The sequence below is a fragment of the Litorimonas sp. genome, from assembly GCA_029936425.1.
GTDB lineage: Bacteria > Pseudomonadota > Alphaproteobacteria > Caulobacterales > Maricaulaceae > Litorimonas.
On the sequence record JAPYSU010000003.1, the window covers coordinates 76,434 to 94,222 of the forward strand.

Genomic DNA, 17,789 nt, shown 5'->3' on the forward strand with positions numbered 1-17,789 from the left:
CCCGCTCTCCGTCTGCGCAGTATAAGGTGTTTTTCAAAAGCGTGAACCCGTAAACAGGGAAGAAACGTTACTGGGAAATCACTTGCTCGTCCTCATCTGTTCCGTAAGGTAAAATTATGTTCAAAAATCAGATTATTGCCATCACCGGAGCTAAAGGCGGCATCGGCCGTGCGATAGCTGAAATGTATATTGCCAATGGCGCAAAAGTCGCCATCAGCGATTATGTCGAGTGCTCTGAAACCGCAAAGGAGATTGGGGCAAAGGGTTATGTGTGCGACGTCAGTAACGAAGACTCGGTTAAAAAATTTATTGCGTCTGTAGAAGCCGACCTCGGTCCAATTGACACCTATGTTTCAAATGCGGGAGTGGGTTCCGGTAATGGACGCTATGTGGCTAAGGCCAGCAATGAGAGTTGGGAGCAGGCGTGGCAAATTAATGTCATGGGGTCAGTTTATGCGGCGCGGGCCCTTATGCCGTCTTGGGTCGAACGGGGCTCCGGACGCTTCATTGTGACAGCTTCTGCGGCAGGTCTTTTAAATCAGATTGGCAGCGCCTCTTATACGACCACAAAACACGCCGCAGTCGCGTTTGCGGAATCGGTCGCGATTGAACACGGCGCTGACGGCATTAAAGCAAATTGTATTTGCCCCCAATATGTTCGTTCGGACATGACCAAAGGCATGCCGATGGCAGAGAATAGCCAAGACGGATATCTTGAGCCGTCAGACGTCGCCAACGCTTTGAAAGCGGCTATCGAAAAAGACCAATTCTATGTTTTCCCGCATGAGGTCGTTCAGGAATATTTCGTAAACCGAGCCAGATTCCCCGATGCTTATCTGGAGGGTATGGGAAAGCTGAAACAAAAAGTCGGCGACGCTTTCGCTGCGGCAAAAACTAAATAGCACACTTCCACTTAACGGGAAAAATTATGACGAAGAGATTTGATTTATCCGGCAAAGTTGCTTTGATCGCGGGCGCGTCCCGCGGCATTGGAGAGGCTGTCGCGCACGGCTTGGCAGAGCACGGCGCAACAGTTATTTGTTCGAGCCGGAAACAAGCTGACTGCGAGAAAGTTGCGGAGGCTATTCGGGAGAAGGGCGGGCAAGCTGTCTCCGCGGAGCTTCATCTGGGGGAGCTCGATCATCACGACAAAGTCCTCGCCATGATTGAAAAAGACTATGGACGGCTTGATGTCCTGGTCAATAACGGCGCCACCAGCCCGCATTTTGGCCCCGCCCATGAAGCCAGTGAAGGCGCGTTTGATAAGACGATAGAAGTGAATACGCGGGGCCCGTATTTCCTGACAACCAAAGCTTATAAGCTGCTTAAGGCAGATGGCGGCGGTTCCGTGATCAATGTTGCCTCTATTGACGGGCTGCAACCGGCTGAGTTCCGTGTGATCTACGGGATGAGCAAAGCGGCCCTGATTGCCATGACCAAGGGCTTGGCGAAAGAATATTCTCAACACGGCGTTCGCGTAAACGCGCTTCTGCCTGGCTTTACCGATACGAAACTCGCCAGTGCCTTGAAAGACAATCCGGCCATGGATGTTTACGTCAAAATGAATTTGGCAATTAAACGCATGGCCCAGCCTGAAGAAATGGTGGGCGCGGTGCTTTATATGGCGTCGGATGAATCAAGTTACTACACAGGTCAATCCATGATCGTCGATGGGGGCGCCGTCATTTAATGGCTGAGATTAATCCAACAGTAGAGGTTCGCAAAGGCGAAGAGCTGGATATCGACGCGATAGATACGGTTTTGAAAAAAGCGCTGCCTGATTTGAAAGGGAAGCCTGAGGTTACACAATATCCTTCTGGCGCATCCAATCTGACCTATGCGCTGGATTATCCGGAGCGGCGAATGGTTTTACGGCGTCCGCCTTTCGGGGATAAACCTAAATCCGGCCATGACATGAGCCGCGAATATAAAGTGATGAGCGGTTTGAAAGGAGAAGTTCCTGTTCCTGACACGCTTTATTATACGGATGATCCCTCCATTATCGGAGCCGAATTTTATGTCATGGATCGATCCGAAGGCCCGCTGATCCACAATATGATTCCAAAAGAATGGGGCTGGTCGGAAAAAGAAACACGCCAGCTTTGCGAGAATTTTTTCCAGACCCTAGTCGACCTTCACAGCGTGGACTATGAGGCCGTCGGCCTTGGAGATTTCGGAAAACCTCAAGGCTATGTGAACCGACAAATTACCGGGTGGAATCGCCGATTTGAAGCCGCTTGGACGGACGACATTGAAAAGTTTGAAGATGTTCAGAGCTGGCTCGTGGATAACATGCCCGCAAAGGAACGCGGCGCGGCAATTATTCACGGTGATTACCGTATTGATAATTGCATTTTGAAAGCCAGTGACCCGACTCAGATTGAGGCGATATTGGATTGGGAAATTTCTGCGCTTGGCGATCCAATGATGGATTTGGGCAATACGCTTGCGTACTGGATTCATGCGGACGATCCGCCCTTTATGCAAATGATGGTGCGGCAGCCCTCCGGCGCGCCGGGTATGATGACGCGACAGGAAATTCTGGATTTTTATGCAGAAAAAACCGGAGCGGATGTTTCGGGCTTCCAATTCTATTACGTATACGGAATTTGGCGTTTGGCGGTTATCATCCAGCAAATTTATGCGAGATTTTATCGCGGGCAAAACGACAATCCAAGATTCAAAGACTACGGACAAATGACAAGTGCTCTCGGGCAACTTGCCAGACTGAAAATTAAAACAGGCGAATTGTAAGGGAAAGATTATGGCAGTCATGGATTTGGGCATGAGCGAGCGCGTAAAGCCGCTCGTCGAAAAAGTACGCGATATGGTTCAGAATGAAATTCTGGACGCTGATGCAGAGTATCATGCAGAGGTCGGAAAAGCCGGTGACCGTTTCAAATTCACAGATCGGCAAAATGAAATTCGTGAGGGTTTGAAAGCCAAAGCGAAAGAGCAGGGGCTATGGAATTTCTGGCTTACTGATTCAAAACGCGGGTATGGTCTCTCGACGGTTGAATATGCGTATCTAGCTGAGCAGATGGGCTGGTGCACATTGGCCCCGGAAGTGTTTAATTGCTCTGCCCCGGACACAGGGAATATGGAAGTCCTGGAGCGCTACGGTACGGATGAACATAAGGAAAAGTGGCTTAAGCCGCTTCTGGAAGGAGAAATCCGTTCCGCCTTTTTGATGACAGAGCCTGATGTGGCGTCCTCTGATGCGACCAACCTCGACTTCAAGGCCGAGAAAGATGGAGATGAGTGGGTCTTTAACGGCGAAAAATACTGGTCTTCCGGCGCCGGCGATCCGCGGTGCGAGGTCTATATTTTAATGGCCCGGACTGCGGCGCGCGATAGTGGTGTCCCGCGTCATGGCCAGCATTCCATGTTCGCGATTGAAGCTGACTTGCCTGGCGTAGAAATTCTTCGTCCCATGACGGTTTTTGGCCATGATGATGCCCCGCACGGTCACATGCATATTAAATTTACGAATGTACGCGTCCCAGCCAGCGCTCTTCTGATTGGAGAAGGCCGTGGGTTTGAGGTCAGCCAAGGCCGCCTCGGGCCGGGTCGTATCCATCACTGCATGCGTGCCGTGGGACAGGCAGAACGCGCCCTGAAACTGATGTGCGAGCGATCTTTGAGCCGAACGGCCTTTGGTCGTCCTCTGGCGAAACTTGGCGCGAATTATGATATTATTGCGGAGTGCCGGATTGCGATTGAACAGGCTAGGTTACTTTGTCTGAAAGCGGCTTGGATGATGGACCAGGGCGATTCCCGGGCGGCGGCGCCTTATATTTCCCAGATCAAAGTGGCCGCGCCAAACATGGCGCTCAAGGTGATAGATGAGGCTATGCAGATGTTTGGCGGAACTGGCGTCTCGCAAGATACGCCGCTTGCGGATATGTATGCCGGGATGCGAACGCTTCGTTTTGCTGACGGCCCTGATGCGGTTCACCGTATGCAGGTCGCGCGAAAAGAGCTAAAGCCTTATACAAACACAAAGGTCTAATAAAATGCCAAGTTTCGATATCGTTTCAGAAGCTGATATGTCGGAAGTCGATAACGCCATTCAGAATGTGATGCGCGAAATCGGCGTTCGCTATGATTTCAAAGGTTCGAAATCGACCGTGGAAAGTTCGGATGGGGCCATAAAAGTTTTTGCTGATGATGAGTTGAAGCTCAATCAAATGCACGAAATTTTACGCGGTAATCTACATAAGCGCGGGATAGAGCCTGGACAGCTTGACTACCAAAAAGTTGAGCCAGCCGCCGGGCAATCCGTGCGTCAGAATATTGTTGTGAAAGAGGGCATTGATAAAGAGATGGCGAAGAAAATCGTCAAAGATATCAAGAGCTCAAAAATGAAAGTTCAGGTCTCCATTCAAGGCGATACTTTGCGGGTGACTGGAAAGAAACGAGATGACCTTCAAGCCGCCATTCAGTTCGTGAAGGATATGGGGCTAGAACAACCCGTTCAGTTTAAAAACTTTAGAGACTGAACCGGATATTGAAGGGCGGGATTATTTATCTCGCCCGTCAAAAGCCATTTTGCCATTCACCATGGTGAAAAGAGGCTCGCTAGTCAGAATTTCCGGGCCAGGGGCCGTCATTAAATCGGTCTTAAAAGCGCTGAAGTCAGCTCGTTTGCCAACTTCAATCGTCCCGAGCTTGTTTTCTTCAAAAGCAGCGTAAGCCGGCCAGATTGTAAACATTTTCAAAGCTTCTTGGCGCGTCACCTTTTCCTCAGGATACCAATTTTCATTGCTGTAGCCTTCCGTGTCTTTACGTTGAGTCGCCGCATAAAATTCAATACGTGGATCCCCGACTTCAACAGGCGCGTCAGATCCGCCGACGATTATTGAGCCTGCGTCAATCAGACTTCGCCAAGCATACCCGCCTTCAAGACGTTTTTTGCCTAATCTGTCGACGGCAAAGTGAAGGTCGCCAATGGCATGGCTCGGCTGCATTGAGGGAATAATGTCATATTCAGCGAAGAGGGGAATATCTGAGACATCTACAATTTGGGCATGTTCAATGCGCCAACGTGGGTCTTCGACTTTCCAACTCGACTGAGGAACCGTTTCAAAGGCATCTTTATACCATTGAAGGACATAACGGTTGGCCCGATCGCCGATGGCATGGGTATTCACTTGAATGCCATTCCGTAAGGCGGTTTGCAAAAAGGCTTCAACTTGAACCTCCTTAAGCGTCATCAGGCCTTCATTGTCAGGATCATCAGAGTAGGGGGCGAGGAGGGCGGCTCCGCGTGAGCCCAATGCGCCATCGGCGTAGAGTTTGATGGCGCGGGTTGTGATAAGGTCGCTCTCAGCTGTTTCCGTATCCATAGTAGGCATGGCGCGGTTATTTTGCAGGTCAATAGAGTTATAGACCCGAATTTTTATATCCTCGCTATTGGCAAGCTCTTGCATCAAAGGAACATCATTCGGATCGACCGACATGGAATGGATATTGGCCCAGCCTCTGGAGGCATAAAGCTCAGAGCCTTTTTTATAAGCTTCCTGGCGGCGCTCATAAGTCAAAGTTGGCATCAACTCAGAGACTAGATTTTGAGCTTTGTCTATCAGCATGCCTGTGGGGACACCGTCAGAGTTTTTATTAATCGCGCCTCCAAAAGGAGCATCCGTATTCCTGTCAATTCCAGATTTTTCTAACGTAACAGAATTGACTATGGCCGCATGACCGTCTGCCCGGGTCAGAATGACCGGATTGTTCGGAGCCACTTCGTCCAAATCTTGCCGGGTTGGAAAGCGGCCTTCTGGCCAATGAGTCTCTATCCAGCCCCGTCCGTAAATGGTTTCACCGTCAGAGGTTTGTTCAACTTCTTTGGCGAGACGTGACTTCAAATCTTCTATGGAGGCGGTTCCTTCAAGATTGAGCGTCATCTCCCTGAGCCCTATACCGATGAGATGCGCGTGTCCGTCAGTCAGTCCTGGATATAGGGCGGCGCCGTCCAGATTTATCCGATCGGCGGTGTCGTCTTGGCACCAGTTATCTGATGCGGGGCCAGCGTAAGTGATTTCGCCGGATGAAACGGCAACCGCCTCGACGGTGGGCTGAGCGTCCAAGGCCGTATAAATCGGCCCTCCTGAAATGCACCAGCTCTGCTCAACCGCCTCGTCAGAAGCCGTTTGTAACAGATTGTCCTTTTCTTGACCGCAGGCCGCCAGGCTCAGGGCTATTCCGGATAAAAGGAGAGATTTATATAAAGTCATATCTTGCTCGGTCTTGAATTACCTTCACAAGATAAGGATTTTAAAGTACGAAACTAGCCCGTTTGCTTAATATTATTTTGCGCTTCGGAATTTCCGTTCAATTTTGGCATAATTGTCTCAAAAGCATGCACAAGTTCCGTGAGCTTTACGGGTTTCGCCAACGCTTCATCCATACCGATATTCCGGCAGAGCCTTTTCTGCTGATATTGAGGGTCCGCTGTGAGAGCGATGATAGGGATATCGGAGTAAGGTTTGCGGCTCCCCCTTATTGACAAGGTGGCTTCGATCCCGTCCATCACAGGCATATGAATATCCATTAGAACAACGTCGAAGGCTTGGCTTTCAAGCTGATCAATAGCCTCCTGACCATCGCTGGCGGTCACAATTGACCCAACGACATTGCTGAGTAGAGAACTGACGACCATGTGGTTGGTGGCATTGTCATCGACCACGAGAAGACGAAGGTTTGAATAAGGTGATACATCTTTTTTCTGGGAAACAGATGTCTCCAAAATATCGCTTACCAAGCTTTCCGAAGTCGCGGGTGAAGCTGTCTTTGCGGGCTTTTGCGAAATTTCATTCTGAGGTGCCGGCTTTTCAGGTGCCGATGTTACGATCTCTACAGGTGCCTGCGGCGGAGTTTCAGCTTTTGATTCCGGACTCCTCACAGGGTCAGTTTTCTGCAGTTCAGTTGACCCCGGAACAGGGCTACTCTCAGGAGCTAATTTTAAACTTTCCTCTTCAGCCTGAATAGCATTTTGAGGCGTCGAAATTTCTTCATCTGATACCTCCTGATACGGAATTGCGATGACAAAGACTGTGCCTTCGCCCTTGGCAGATTTCACCTTGATGGAGCCTCCCATCAATTCAGAAATCTGCTTGGTAATTGTCATTCCGAGACCTGTGCCGCCAAATCGACTGGAAATTGAGTCGTCGGCCTGGGTGTAAGGTTCAAAGATTTGTGACTGTTGTTCAGTCGTCATACCAATCCCGTTATCTTTGACGGCAAGGACAAGCCGGCTAGGGCCCCCTGACTTCGCAACGGTTGTCAGAACAACATGGACATTGCCGCCCTGTGTGAACTTAATCGCATTTGAAAGGAGGTTGTTTAAGCACTGCTCATAACGGAAACCATCCAGCATAATTTGCGGGGGTAGGGAGGGATCGAAACTATAGGTCAGTTTTGTCTGGTTCTTTTTGGCCTGCTCTTCCCAAAGTCTGCAGACCATCTCAACACAGGCTTTAGGGTCAGTTGGCGTCGCAGCGAGGGTGAGCTTACGTTCCTCCATCTTGCTGTGATCCAAGGTGCCATCCACAATACGAATGATTTTCTCGGCAGAGTTTTGAATAAGTTCCAGCTTGGGCTTTGTGACAGGATCAGGATGATGATGCAGGAGGGCATCGGAAATGCCGATGACAGCATTCATGGGGGTCCGGACGTCATGACTTAAGCGGGCCAATATATCATTTTTGACCTTTAAAGCCTTTCGCGCTTTTTCAAGAGAAAGACCCTGTTCTTTCTGTTCTTTTGCCTCTTGTGTAATATCGACGTAGTAGCAAAACATGCTCGTCACACGCCCTGTCTGGGAGAGTTGCGGAACGCCGTTTACTTTTAGGTGAATGGAATTTCCGTCTACGTCCAGAATGCGGACCTTTTCAGCCCAGGGCTGCCGGGATTTAATTGAGGTCTTCCAGGCCTCTTCGCAAAAGGCTTTATCTTCCGGGTGTAGAAGACAGATAAAACCTTCATTTTCTGCTTGGCGAATCCTCTCGGCTCCAAAAAGTCTTAAAAAGCTCTTAGAGGAGGTCTTCCAGCTATTTGTTTCGAAATTTAAAACCCAATATCCAGCATCACCGACATCCATAGCAATGTCGAGCGCGCGTTGTGTTTCGACTCTATCTGTCACATCTCTGATAGTCACAAGCATGCGGCCATCACGCCCATATCCCTGAGAAAAGGACAGATGCTTTCCCGCAGGAGTCGAAATTTGCCAATCGGCTTTTTTTTCACGCGACTGAATTCGGGCGTTCGTAATGAGGTCTTCTGTTAAAGCTCTCAAAGTCGTTTCTGACCCTTGGCCGAAATCTCCCCTGGCGACACAATACTGTATCAGGTCATCATAACAGGTGAGTTTTTCAAAGTCCGACTCGCTCAGGCCAAAGAGCTGAACAGTCAGTATGTTGGAATATTCAAGATTCAGGTCTTTGTCGAACACCATTAGGGCCTGTCCAGACAACTCACCAAGGCGCTCAAGCCAGAAATAATCTTCTGTTCTACGATTTGTTTCGCGTCGATCCAGCATGGTTTCTACCGTACCGTCATCCCGGTGGCCGGTTACAAATACCTCATCTCTTGCCGAATTAGTCGGAGTTTGTTCTGCACTCAAATGTGTGCGAATCATCTCAAAATTCCCATTTTCTTTCTACTTGCCTGACAATGCAGGCAAAAAGACAAAATGGAGTTAACAAATGTTATGCATCACACTTATGATGAACAGAGCTATAATCTTAGGGTATTATACCCAAATTCCAGTCAAATTCAGTGGATATTAAAGAAAAGACAATGGTGCGGCTGGAAGGAAATTCCTTAAACACCAGAGCCGAATTTAATCGTACTGCCGAACATTTTGAAAGCTATGATTTTGACGAGCTGGTTCGCGTCTTTGAAGATTGGGAGTCCATCCTTCAAGACTGTGATCTAGAATGGGAGTCATTTGAGCTATGATCCCGCCTGCATCTGCCAATATCTCCGCTAACTACAATCAAGCCTCACAACCGAAAGGGCCTGCCTCAAAGACTAAAGAAACACTACACCCCGTTTCGTTTCGCGTTACTTCTTCCGAGAAGGCTAAGCTTAAATTGCTAGCGGGTAAGGATAGTGTAAGCACTTATGTGCGCCATGCAGCCTTACAGGGCGACACAAACAAAAATTCTAGTCTTTCCATCAAGACGGATATGGCCGCTCGCATTCTGGGCGCTTTGGGCCAGTCCGGTATTGCCGCTAATCTCAATAAGATTGCTGATGCGGCTATGGACGGGGCTTTGCCTTTATCAGAGGATTTGGAAGAGGAATTGCGGGCAACCTGCGCACTCGTTCTAGCCATTCGCAAAGATTTGATTGAGGCGTTGGGCATTAAGGCGAAAGGCTAAGATGGCAATCATAGTCGGTAATCAACGCGGCGGGGCGCGCGATCTCGCTGTGCATCTCATGAAAGATGAGAATGAACATATCGAGTTGCATGAAGTGCGGGGATTCGTATCAGATACCGTGATGGGCGCATTGAATGAGGCTTATGCCACGTCATGCGCCACCCGTTGTAAGAAGTTCCTCTACAGCATGTCGGTTAATCCTCCGCTTGATAAACAGGTAAGCACTTCCGATTTTATTGAGATAATAGATGAGGCCGAGTCGCGGCTTGGCCTAACTGGCCAACCGCGTGTGATTGTTTTTCATGAGAAATACGGTCGCCGCCATGCGCATTGCGTGTTTAGCCGTATTGATACGCAAGAGCTTAAAGCTGTTCACATTCCCTTTGATCATCAAAAGCTGATGGAATTGTCGCGGGATATATTCATCGAACGCGGCTGGAAAATGCCCGAAGGGCTGGCCTATCGCGCTGGCGGTCAACCGCGCCGCTTTACGCTGGCTCAATGGCAACAGGCTAAGCGGGCCGGAAAAGACGCCAAAGCCATAAGTGCAAGCCTGCAAGATGCATGGGCTATTTCTGATTCTAAAACTTCGTTTGAGTATGCTTTGGATGAACGGGGGTATCGCCTCGCCCGTGGTGACCGGCGGGGCTTCGTTGTGATTGACCATGATCTTGAGGTCTATTCGCTCTCGCGCATGGCCAAGAAAAAGAAAAAAGAGCTTACTGCGCGACTGGGCAAGCCAGAAACCTTGCCCAGCGTGACGGAAACACAAAATCAAATCCGAAAAACCATGGGCGCGATGCTGGGCCGCCTGACGACTGGCGTGGATGCCCGCGCCGCTGAGGCGCAAGAGACCTTTGAAAACAAGCGCAAGACACTTGTGGAGGCGCAACGCCGCGAACGTGATGCCTTTTCTAAGCACCAAGAGACAAAGCGTATTGCGTCCAATAAAGACCGGCAAGCGCGGTTCCGGCGCGGTTTATCGGGCTTGTGGGATCATCTGCGCGGTGAGCATAGGCGGATTAAACGCAAGAATGAGCGTGAAGCCTATCAAGAGGCTAAGGCGCTTCAGAAGGCCAAAGATGAAATGGTTTGGCGACACCTTCGCGAGCGTAGGCGCATTGAGGTTTTCAAACTACGACATGCGGAGCGGGCGCAGTCCATACAAAGGCAACTCGAACAAGACAGGCAAAATTATTGCATTTCACACGGGCCGGAGCCGTAGAAATTTCTTTCCGCGCAAGACTTTCATTTTCTATATCTGCGAGAACAAATCACCTTGTTCGGAAAGAAATTTCTCACATATCATAAGCTGGGCATAATCATTATAGATATGATTATGTTTCAGGCTCATTGCCGTGTAGACACATGATGCAATCGGCTGATCTTCGGGGGATGGGTCTAAGCGCCTTGCTTTCAGTTCGCGCAATCGCTCAAGATATATCGCAAGATCGCGCCGCAGTTCTGCACGAATTTTACAGCGAATACTTCGTAAACGTTCGGAGCGTTGCGGCTCTGCCATGGCGGTAGCGGCAAGAATATCTTCAATCATAAAATCGGGATAATGTTCTACGTCCACGCTCGCCTTGATTTGCGATGGAAACAATGGCGGAGCACCCAAACGATAATACCATGGGTGGCTTGGCTGATATGTGTTTGGAATTGCTTCTGGAGATGTCATTATTAAAACCTCCAGAAGACATGGACGCTTTGACCGACTTCGATAGTCATCACATCATTGATGGCCAAGTCTCGCGCCATTTTCTCATAGTTGATATAATAGCGGAGATTTTCAGGAATCTGCGTGGTCTCTTCGGTGAGTTCCGCCGCGTAATCCTCTAGGCGGTCATACTCGCCTGCGTAATGTTCACTGATTGCGTTTTCTGCATCTTCAATGTTCCCAAAGAAAGCGACCAGTTTAGAGCCAATTTCACCATGCTTTTCGATAAAGGCCGCATTCTCGGCAACCGTGTCAAAGCTGGCATATTCAGACAGGCAAATATCGCCAAAGCCTACATAGTCATGAATAGCCCATTCTTCGGCATACTCAGCAGGTGATTTCAAAAGCATCTGGCTCACATCGCGCCAAATGCCTTCTTCTCCCTGCGTAGCGTCTATCCATGAACCGTGCAGAATGCCGTTATTGTAACTGGCCAGACAGGCCACATAGATTCTGATTTCATCTGACATAAAAACCTCCGTCAGGTTAAGGGTTCGCAATGAACCCTTGCCCCTTGGCGAAAGCGGGGGTGTGCAAACGGAGCAAAAAATTGACGGCGGGCGCAGGCGCTAGCGCCGAGCCTCGGGAGACCGATCCATTTTTTGTGAAGTGCGCTGAGGGGATGCCACCCCTAAGGCGTCAGGGATTGAAGCCGAATGGCCGAGACTACAGGCTCGGTTCACGAAAGCCCGCCCGGACGCCAATATTTTATCTTTGTGAAAGAGATCGATACCAACGTCTAACGGGAGAAGTTGAAGATACATCGTCGTACCGAAAACACTCAGACATATTATCTATAGAATTGATTATCCCGTTGAGGGCAGGTGCAGAAAAACTGCTACTACCGCCTGTCGCGTAATGACTGACCCAGTTGCCCACGATTGCGGGAACGTGTGAATTCTGAATATCCTGAACTTGCTGTGCGTCCAGAACCAGAGTGCCTGCTCTTTGGTGAAGAATAATCGCCTTCTCTATGGCGTCGAGGCAATTTTGAACCATCTTATTTGTGTCCTTAATTGCGAAATCAAGCGGCACTGGAATGTCCACCTTACGGATAATTTGTTGGAGCTTGTATTCAAGGTACTGTCTAACTAGGGGCTCAGCTTCACTTATCTGCCCAGCGGACAGTAGGGTGGTAACGCGTGCTTTAAGTCGATCCGCCCCCTGTGACTGGTGAAGAATATCGCCCATGGGCGGCGAGCCTTGCAATTTTGTGTGGTGCCAATCGGCAGTGCTTCCTAACCTGTCAAAATACTTTTCTAGCAAACCATCATGACTCAAAATAATAAACTGCAGGCCACTAGAATTTTGCGGTTGCTGTAGCTTCGTCCGGATAAGCTCCATCAAGAAATATTGGTGACCTGCGTCGAAGCTTGATGTCACATCGTCAAGAACAACGAAACGCGGAACACCGGAATGCTTCATAGCGGCCGCAAGAAATACTGAGACCGCAAGAGCATTTCGGTAACTTTCGGAAAGCAAAGCCCGTGCTGATAGGTTATGTTGGCCATGGAAGTCGCTGAGTTCGACATTGAGATCTTCTTTGTCGTCGGCGCGCTGAAGATCAGGAACTACGTCACCAACTTGCATGATGTCCTTATACATTGATTTGTATTCGGCATCGATGCCGCTAATTTTGGTCTTGGACAGCACCGCCTCCGCAGTCGCATATCCAGACGCGACCTTTGAAATGAATGTTTTCCAACGTTCACGAATATCTAATTGTGACTGTAATTTGGCTTCTTCCAATTGACCTGCTGTATATTCTGCGAGTGCGTCTTTATACTGTCGCCCATACTCCACTTGCTCAGTGAGCTGAACGAGAGACGACGGCAGCTCCGCTTCTAGCTGCGACTTACGTTCCTCCGCCTTACTAAGCGATTCATGTGCGAGCTGGCCAAGCGCTGAAGTTCGGGCAATTGCGGAGTTAACGCTGGTCTCGCTAATTTCGCCCGATTGAATCTTGGAATCTAGACTGGCAAGAATGTATTCTTTGGTATTGACGCCGAGCACTTTTGCACTTTCGTGTTCGGATAGGCACCGTCGCCAAAAGGAACCTTCCCAGAGCTCGGCAAGTTCTTTTGTCTTAGCCGCTGTCTCGGCATATTGGGCAAGTTGATCGTTGATATGAGTGCTTATGGAGCTTTGAAGATCACTGTCACAGAGCGGACACAGCGCTTCATTAGTCCATACATCACTTTCTACGACTTCTTGAGCCGCTGAATAGAGTTTTTCAAAGAGGTCTCCCCGGGTTGCTTCTAGTAACTCGTCCCGTTCACTGATAAGTTTTTTGATATTCTTCTGTTCTACACCAATCACAGCTGCATCATGCGTTTTCAGAGCTTCCAACGCAGCAATGTCGGTAATGACTTTCTCAAGGTCTTTGCGTTTTTCTCCACCTTCAGCCGTTTTTATCGCTGCCTTGATCTCATCGAAATCGATTTCTCCCAGATTCTTGCCGACGAAATGTTCCTTTAGGAGTTCAACATTTCCGAGAGCTTGGGAAACTTGAGCTGAAAATTGAACAAGTTTGTCCACATCATCGAGCGGTATTCCTGTGACCTTCTCAAAACTGGTGCGGAGTGCGGCCAAGGATTGCTGGACTGAAGTCTGTGCGGCTTTGATCTGAGTGGCCAGCACCTTGATATCAAGATCGGAATTTGTAGTGCGCGTATCAGAGACAGTCTGCAGCGCCTGACGGCAATCAGAGTATTCAGAAAGACCAAGAAGCGCAGAGAACGTACGACCGCGCTCCAAGGGAGATTCTTCAATGAAGCGCGAGAAGGTGCGGTAATCTAAAAGCGCGAATGCCTCATTTAGTGTAGCGAGAAAGCGTTCGGGATCGCTGTGTCCGCTAGGACTGGTAACAGTTCGGTTGCCAGAATCATCGCGTTCCACTTTGACGGTGACTGCCGCTCCGCCGTCATCTGGCTCTAGCTCTATTTCAATCATTGCTTTATTGCCGGAATGAAAGCGGTTGCAATAGTAATCTTGAGGGCGTTCATGGGCTTTCAGAACATTAAGCTTGGGGATCGTTCCGTGGATCGCGTAATATAGAGACTCAAATATTGAGCTTTTTCCGATTCCATTGACAGCAAAGACTGAGTTTACGGCTTCAGGCCTAAAGCTGATATCAAGCGGGTTACCTTGATTATTGACGCCGCGAAATCCCTCGATTTTCAATCTTTTGAGGAAGTAGCGCGGCATTACTCGTTTTCCCCGTCCGTATCTCGCGTCAGGAATTCATCCAAAGCGACAGCGATAGTCTCGTTAAACTCCGCTCTAGCCTTTGAGTCCCTCTCTCCTTCACGAACGACGGTGAGGAGCTTATCCCAATTCACTTGGAGAATTTCAGCCATTTCGGGGTCAATATCTTCAATACTCTGCAAGAAATTCGCAGAATTCTCGGAAGACCTTTTATTTCCATCGAAAGTAAAATCGCTCATCCCAAATCGCTTTCTATCACCTTGCCTTCGCTCACACTGTAAACATACTCGCCAATTGATTTGTCCTTGATCCGTTCAACAGCCTCATCAATTGCGCTTAGGGGAACGATAAACCACTCTTTGGGACGAACGGGTTTTCCAAATCGATCTTTAATTTCGATATCTAGCCGCGCCGCCTCAAAAAATGACTGGATCATATTCTCAAGCTTTGTGCGGTTTATATCGTAAAGCTGATAGGTAGCGACAATCTCGACATCTGCGAGCAAGTAAGTCGCATCATTGGCCGCGTTGGAGATACGAGTTTCGACCTTTCCGCCCGTAACCCCAATTTTATGAACAAGCTCACGGTTTTCGGCGATCAAAGGTAAGTCGGACTTGCTCCGTAGAACATAAATCGTCCCGCTCTCGGTTCCTTGCATTGCCTGTTCTTTGAATAAAGGGCCAGCTATTGGGTCGGTGATCCTTCGGCCGCGCTCGTCTTTGTACAAAGCGCGTTGGAGTGACCATTTCAGAAGGTTGCTTTCAGTTCCATTGTCGTAAACGACTCGTAACCGTGCGTCAGGTGTCCCATCAGGTGCTGTGCGTTCTTCACCGACTTTCGCAACAAAAGCGAGTTGACCACGCAAAATAAAAAATTGCCCGGCTCTAATTTCTATGTCCTTGCCAAACTCTCTGGCTTCTCTCGTGCCTTGTTTGAGTTCTGCTTTGGTTTTTAAAAACAATAGCTCAAAACGCTTAAAGTCTTCACATGCTCTGCGCTGAGCAACTTCATCTGGACTTGCTTTTTCACTTCTGGGTTTCACATGTTTCAGTGTTGAAATTTCATCATCCAAACCGCCAAGCTCATCTAGTAGCGCATCTTCATCAAGATCGTCAGGATCGTCGGCGCTCAATTGCAACAAGCCAAGCTTATCAAGATCGGCCAGCAACTCGTGAAAGCGCGGTTGCTTGCGCAGTGCATCCAAGTGCGCTGCATATATACGCTCAAATATATCGCGCCCTTCACCATGGCGAGGTGGGCGACCATGCTCTTCATGAAATTTAACAATATCTTCAAAGCCAGCAACGACACGCGCTTGCTCAGCGCTTATCTTCGGCGTAGCTTTGACCTCTATCGGGCCGCCAAGTTCGGCTTCTAATTCGTCGAGGTCGAGATCACTCATATTTGCCCTCCGCCTTAAAGCGTTTGAAGGCAAGCGCCCCTTCGGCCAGCTTCTGCTCCCACGGGTCTTGGGCCGTCAGCTCAGGCATACGATTGTGTTCTCGCTTGAACCGAACGGCTCTGCGCGCAAAATCAACGGCTTCTTCTGGCGTCAGCTTTATCCGCTTCGCGGAAATAGCCTCTTTGACGCGCATAAGCGTATTTTGATCCATCGCTTTTGACATGATGGAATAGGCAGTCTGAAACGGATTGATGCTGTCGATCAGGTCAATATCAAGCTCGCGCACGTCCATGGCATATTTACGAATGCCATCCACCAGCGCGGTATTTGCTTTAAGCTCGTCACCGCCATCATTTTCTGCGGCTGTCGCTTTGCCTTTCTGGATAAGGTTGATCGCAGCCACCGCTTGCATCCGTATGGCCTCCTGATCCACGTCGGACAATTCAGGGTAACGCGTGCGAACGATGTTCCCCATTGAGACTTGCGTCAGCTCTTCTGGAATAACCTCATCATCAAAAAGCCCACGCTCCAGCGTTCGGTTATCCTGCAGAAAGGATGTGACCAGCTCATTCAAGTCTTCTTCAACAATACGTTTGCCGTCATCGGATTTCGGTTCGACCAAGCCTTTAATCTCAACGTGCACCGCCCCGTCCTCGGAATAACCGACATTGCTTTTGCCTTCCTGATACCCGCCCTCATAGTCAAAGCCGGGCTGCGGACCTGCTTGGCGCGGGGTAAAATTAAAACGCGGGGCCAACACCTGTTCCATCAAGAGCGAGGCCGCGATAGCTTTGAGCGTATCATTGACTGCATCAACAACCGTATCCTCGGCGGCATCAGGTTCGGCAATGAGGTTCGTGAAACGTGCCTTAGTTTTGCCTTTTGCATCACGCGTAGCGCGTCCAATAATTTGAACAACTTCGGTCAGGCTGGCGCGATAGCCAATGGTAAGCGCGTGCTCACACCACACCCAATCAAAGCCTTCTTTGGCCATGCCAAGAGCTATGATAACATCAACCCAATCACGGTTCATTTTTTGTACGGGGTCTTTCAGAGAATTGACCACTTGCGAACGCAAGTTCGGATCGTCATCGACAAGATTTGCCACGCGCAGAACTTTACCGTCCGCCCGTTTAACGAGTTGGAAACCCGTTTCAGGATCGCGCCCCTGCCACTCGCCCAAATGCTCCATTATCATTTCCGCGCTGCGATATTTGTCATACCGCCCCGCCTCACGCGCATTGACGTTTGGAATGTGGATGATGGTTTTAAGGTCTTCAATGAAAGCTTGGGGAACGGCCTCAATATAATCGCCCGAATAAAAGCTATATCCGATGTCGAGGGTTTTCAGATAATCATAACCGTTGAGCTGCTCATAATAGGTATAGGTCACGGTCTCGAACCGCGCCTCATCTTCGGGTGCTAGTACGGGAACAGAATCGCCCCTGAAATAGCTGCCAGTCATGGCGACGACATGAACTTTGTCGCGATCTAAGAACGCGCCAAGCTGCCGTCCCAAGACATTGTCCTTATCGGCACTGACATGGTGAAATTCGTCAACGGCGATCAGGCAATTATCAAATGTCTCAATCCCGACCTCTTCAACCGCAAAACGGAACGTAGCATGGGTTGTTACCAAAACACTCGCATCACTTTCCAAAAACGCACCAACGGCTTTAACTGTTGATTTGGGCACATTCTCGGCGTCAGCGCCCGCCGCATTTGTCAGGTTCCATTGCGGCTCAACATTCCAGTCGGTAAAGAATCCAAACTTGGCAAGAGGCTCATTGGCAAAGCTCGACCCGATAGAGCGCTCAGGCACTACGATGATAACTTTACGAACGCCCTGATTATGCAGCTTGTCCAGAGCGATGAACATGAGCGCCCGAGACTTCCCAGAGGCAGGTGGAGACTTAATCAGCAAATATTGCTCACCGCGATATTTCCATGCCCGCGCCTGCATCGCCCGCATCCCCATGGAGTCTGATGATTTGGATTTTCCATTGGTTGCAAAGTTAGTGGTAATGGATTGTGGGGGGCTTATTTTATCTGGCTCGCTCATGCGCGGCTCTCT

Annotated in this window: 16 protein-coding genes; 8 read left to right on the forward strand and 8 right to left on the reverse strand. The window is 49.3% G+C overall.

Features of this window, described 5'->3' with window-relative positions; translation table 11 throughout:
- The first annotated feature begins 116 nt into the window (after positions 1 to 116).
- From ACN0IC_RS03600 to ACN0IC_RS03620, 5 genes are read left to right on the forward strand one after another with little or no spacing between them, the layout of a single operon-like run.
- Positions 117 to 902, forward strand: coding sequence for an SDR family NAD(P)-dependent oxidoreductase (locus ACN0IC_RS03600; protein ID WP_416877395.1), 786 nt, complete (start codon positions 117 to 119; stop codon positions 900 to 902).
- Between the two features lie 26 nt (positions 903 to 928).
- A complete protein-coding gene (locus ACN0IC_RS03605; protein ID WP_416877396.1) occupies positions 929 to 1,690 on the forward strand; it encodes a glucose 1-dehydrogenase in 762 nt (253 codons plus the stop codon).
- Positions 1,690 to 2,754 (forward strand): phosphotransferase family protein, encoded by a 1,065-nt coding sequence (locus tag ACN0IC_RS03610; RefSeq protein WP_416877397.1) that lies wholly within the window; start codon positions 1,690 to 1,692, stop codon positions 2,752 to 2,754. Before ACN0IC_RS03605 ends, ACN0IC_RS03610 begins: the two co-directional genes overlap by 1 nt.
- 10 nt (positions 2,755 to 2,764) lie before the next feature.
- The gene (locus ACN0IC_RS03615; protein ID WP_416877398.1) at positions 2,765 to 4,012 is read left to right on the forward strand and encodes an acyl-CoA dehydrogenase family protein; all 1,248 of its coding nucleotides are present in this window, start codon (positions 2,765 to 2,767) and stop codon (positions 4,010 to 4,012) included.
- A gap of 4 nt (positions 4,013 to 4,016) precedes the next feature.
- The gene (locus ACN0IC_RS03620; protein ID WP_416877399.1) at positions 4,017 to 4,502 is read left to right on the forward strand and encodes a YajQ family cyclic di-GMP-binding protein; all 486 of its coding nucleotides are present in this window, start codon (positions 4,017 to 4,019) and stop codon (positions 4,500 to 4,502) included.
- A 21-nt stretch (positions 4,503 to 4,523) separates the two neighbouring features.
- Here ACN0IC_RS03620 and ACN0IC_RS03625 read toward each other — a convergent pair whose 3' ends face one another.
- Together ACN0IC_RS03625 and ACN0IC_RS03630 are read right to left on the reverse strand one after the other, a co-directional pair.
- Entirely contained in the window at positions 4,524 to 6,236 is a 1,713-nt protein-coding gene (locus tag ACN0IC_RS03625) for an amidohydrolase (protein WP_416877400.1), read from the reverse strand.
- A 53-nt stretch (positions 6,237 to 6,289) separates the two neighbouring features.
- Positions 6,290 to 8,638: an ATP-binding protein gene (locus ACN0IC_RS03630; RefSeq protein WP_416877401.1), complete on the reverse strand. Its 2,349-nt coding sequence runs from the start codon at positions 8,636 to 8,638 to the stop codon at positions 6,290 to 6,292.
- Between the two features lie 161 nt (positions 8,639 to 8,799).
- On the opposite strand from ACN0IC_RS03630, the gene ACN0IC_RS03635 reads away from it, so the two are divergent.
- From ACN0IC_RS03635 to ACN0IC_RS03645, 3 genes are read left to right on the forward strand one after another with little or no spacing between them, the layout of a single operon-like run.
- On the forward strand, positions 8,800 to 8,961 hold the full coding sequence (locus tag ACN0IC_RS03635) for a hypothetical protein (protein WP_416877402.1): 162 nt from the start codon (positions 8,800 to 8,802) through the stop codon (positions 8,959 to 8,961).
- On the forward strand, positions 8,958 to 9,386 hold the full coding sequence (locus ACN0IC_RS03640) for a hypothetical protein (RefSeq protein ID WP_416877403.1): 429 nt from the start codon (positions 8,958 to 8,960) through the stop codon (positions 9,384 to 9,386). Before ACN0IC_RS03635 ends, ACN0IC_RS03640 begins: the two co-directional genes overlap by 4 nt.
- Before the next feature lies 1 nt (position 9,387).
- The gene (locus tag ACN0IC_RS03645; RefSeq protein WP_416877404.1) at positions 9,388 to 10,611 is read left to right on the forward strand and encodes a relaxase/mobilization nuclease domain-containing protein; all 1,224 of its coding nucleotides are present in this window, start codon (positions 9,388 to 9,390) and stop codon (positions 10,609 to 10,611) included.
- A gap of 30 nt (positions 10,612 to 10,641) precedes the next feature.
- Here ACN0IC_RS03645 and ACN0IC_RS03650 read toward each other — a convergent pair whose 3' ends face one another.
- From ACN0IC_RS03650 to ACN0IC_RS03675, 6 genes are all read right to left on the reverse strand, one after another.
- The gene (locus ACN0IC_RS03650; RefSeq protein ID WP_416877405.1) at positions 10,642 to 11,067 is read right to left on the reverse strand and encodes a hypothetical protein; all 426 of its coding nucleotides are present in this window, start codon (positions 11,065 to 11,067) and stop codon (positions 10,642 to 10,644) included.
- 2 nt (positions 11,068 to 11,069) lie between these two features.
- Positions 11,070 to 11,576, reverse strand: coding sequence for an antirestriction protein ArdA (locus tag ACN0IC_RS03655; protein WP_416877406.1), 507 nt, complete (start codon positions 11,574 to 11,576; stop codon positions 11,070 to 11,072).
- 238 nt (positions 11,577 to 11,814) lie between these two features.
- The gene (locus ACN0IC_RS03660; protein ID WP_416877407.1) at positions 11,815 to 14,313 is read right to left on the reverse strand and encodes an AAA family ATPase; all 2,499 of its coding nucleotides are present in this window, start codon (positions 14,311 to 14,313) and stop codon (positions 11,815 to 11,817) included.
- A complete protein-coding gene (locus tag ACN0IC_RS03665; protein WP_416877408.1) occupies positions 14,313 to 14,552 on the reverse strand; it encodes a hypothetical protein in 240 nt (79 codons plus the stop codon). Before ACN0IC_RS03665 ends, ACN0IC_RS03660 begins: the two co-directional genes overlap by 1 nt.
- Positions 14,549 to 15,715 carry a GIY-YIG nuclease family protein gene (locus ACN0IC_RS03670; protein ID WP_416877409.1) on the reverse strand — a complete coding sequence of 389 codons (1,167 nt, stop codon included), beginning with the start codon at positions 15,713 to 15,715 and terminating at the stop codon, positions 14,549 to 14,551. Before ACN0IC_RS03670 ends, ACN0IC_RS03665 begins: the two co-directional genes overlap by 4 nt.
- Positions 15,708 to 17,777 (reverse strand): DEAD/DEAH box helicase, encoded by a 2,070-nt coding sequence (locus tag ACN0IC_RS03675; RefSeq protein WP_416877410.1) that lies wholly within the window; start codon positions 17,775 to 17,777, stop codon positions 15,708 to 15,710. Before ACN0IC_RS03675 ends, ACN0IC_RS03670 begins: the two co-directional genes overlap by 8 nt.
- Positions 17,778 to 17,789: the final 12 nt, after the last annotated feature.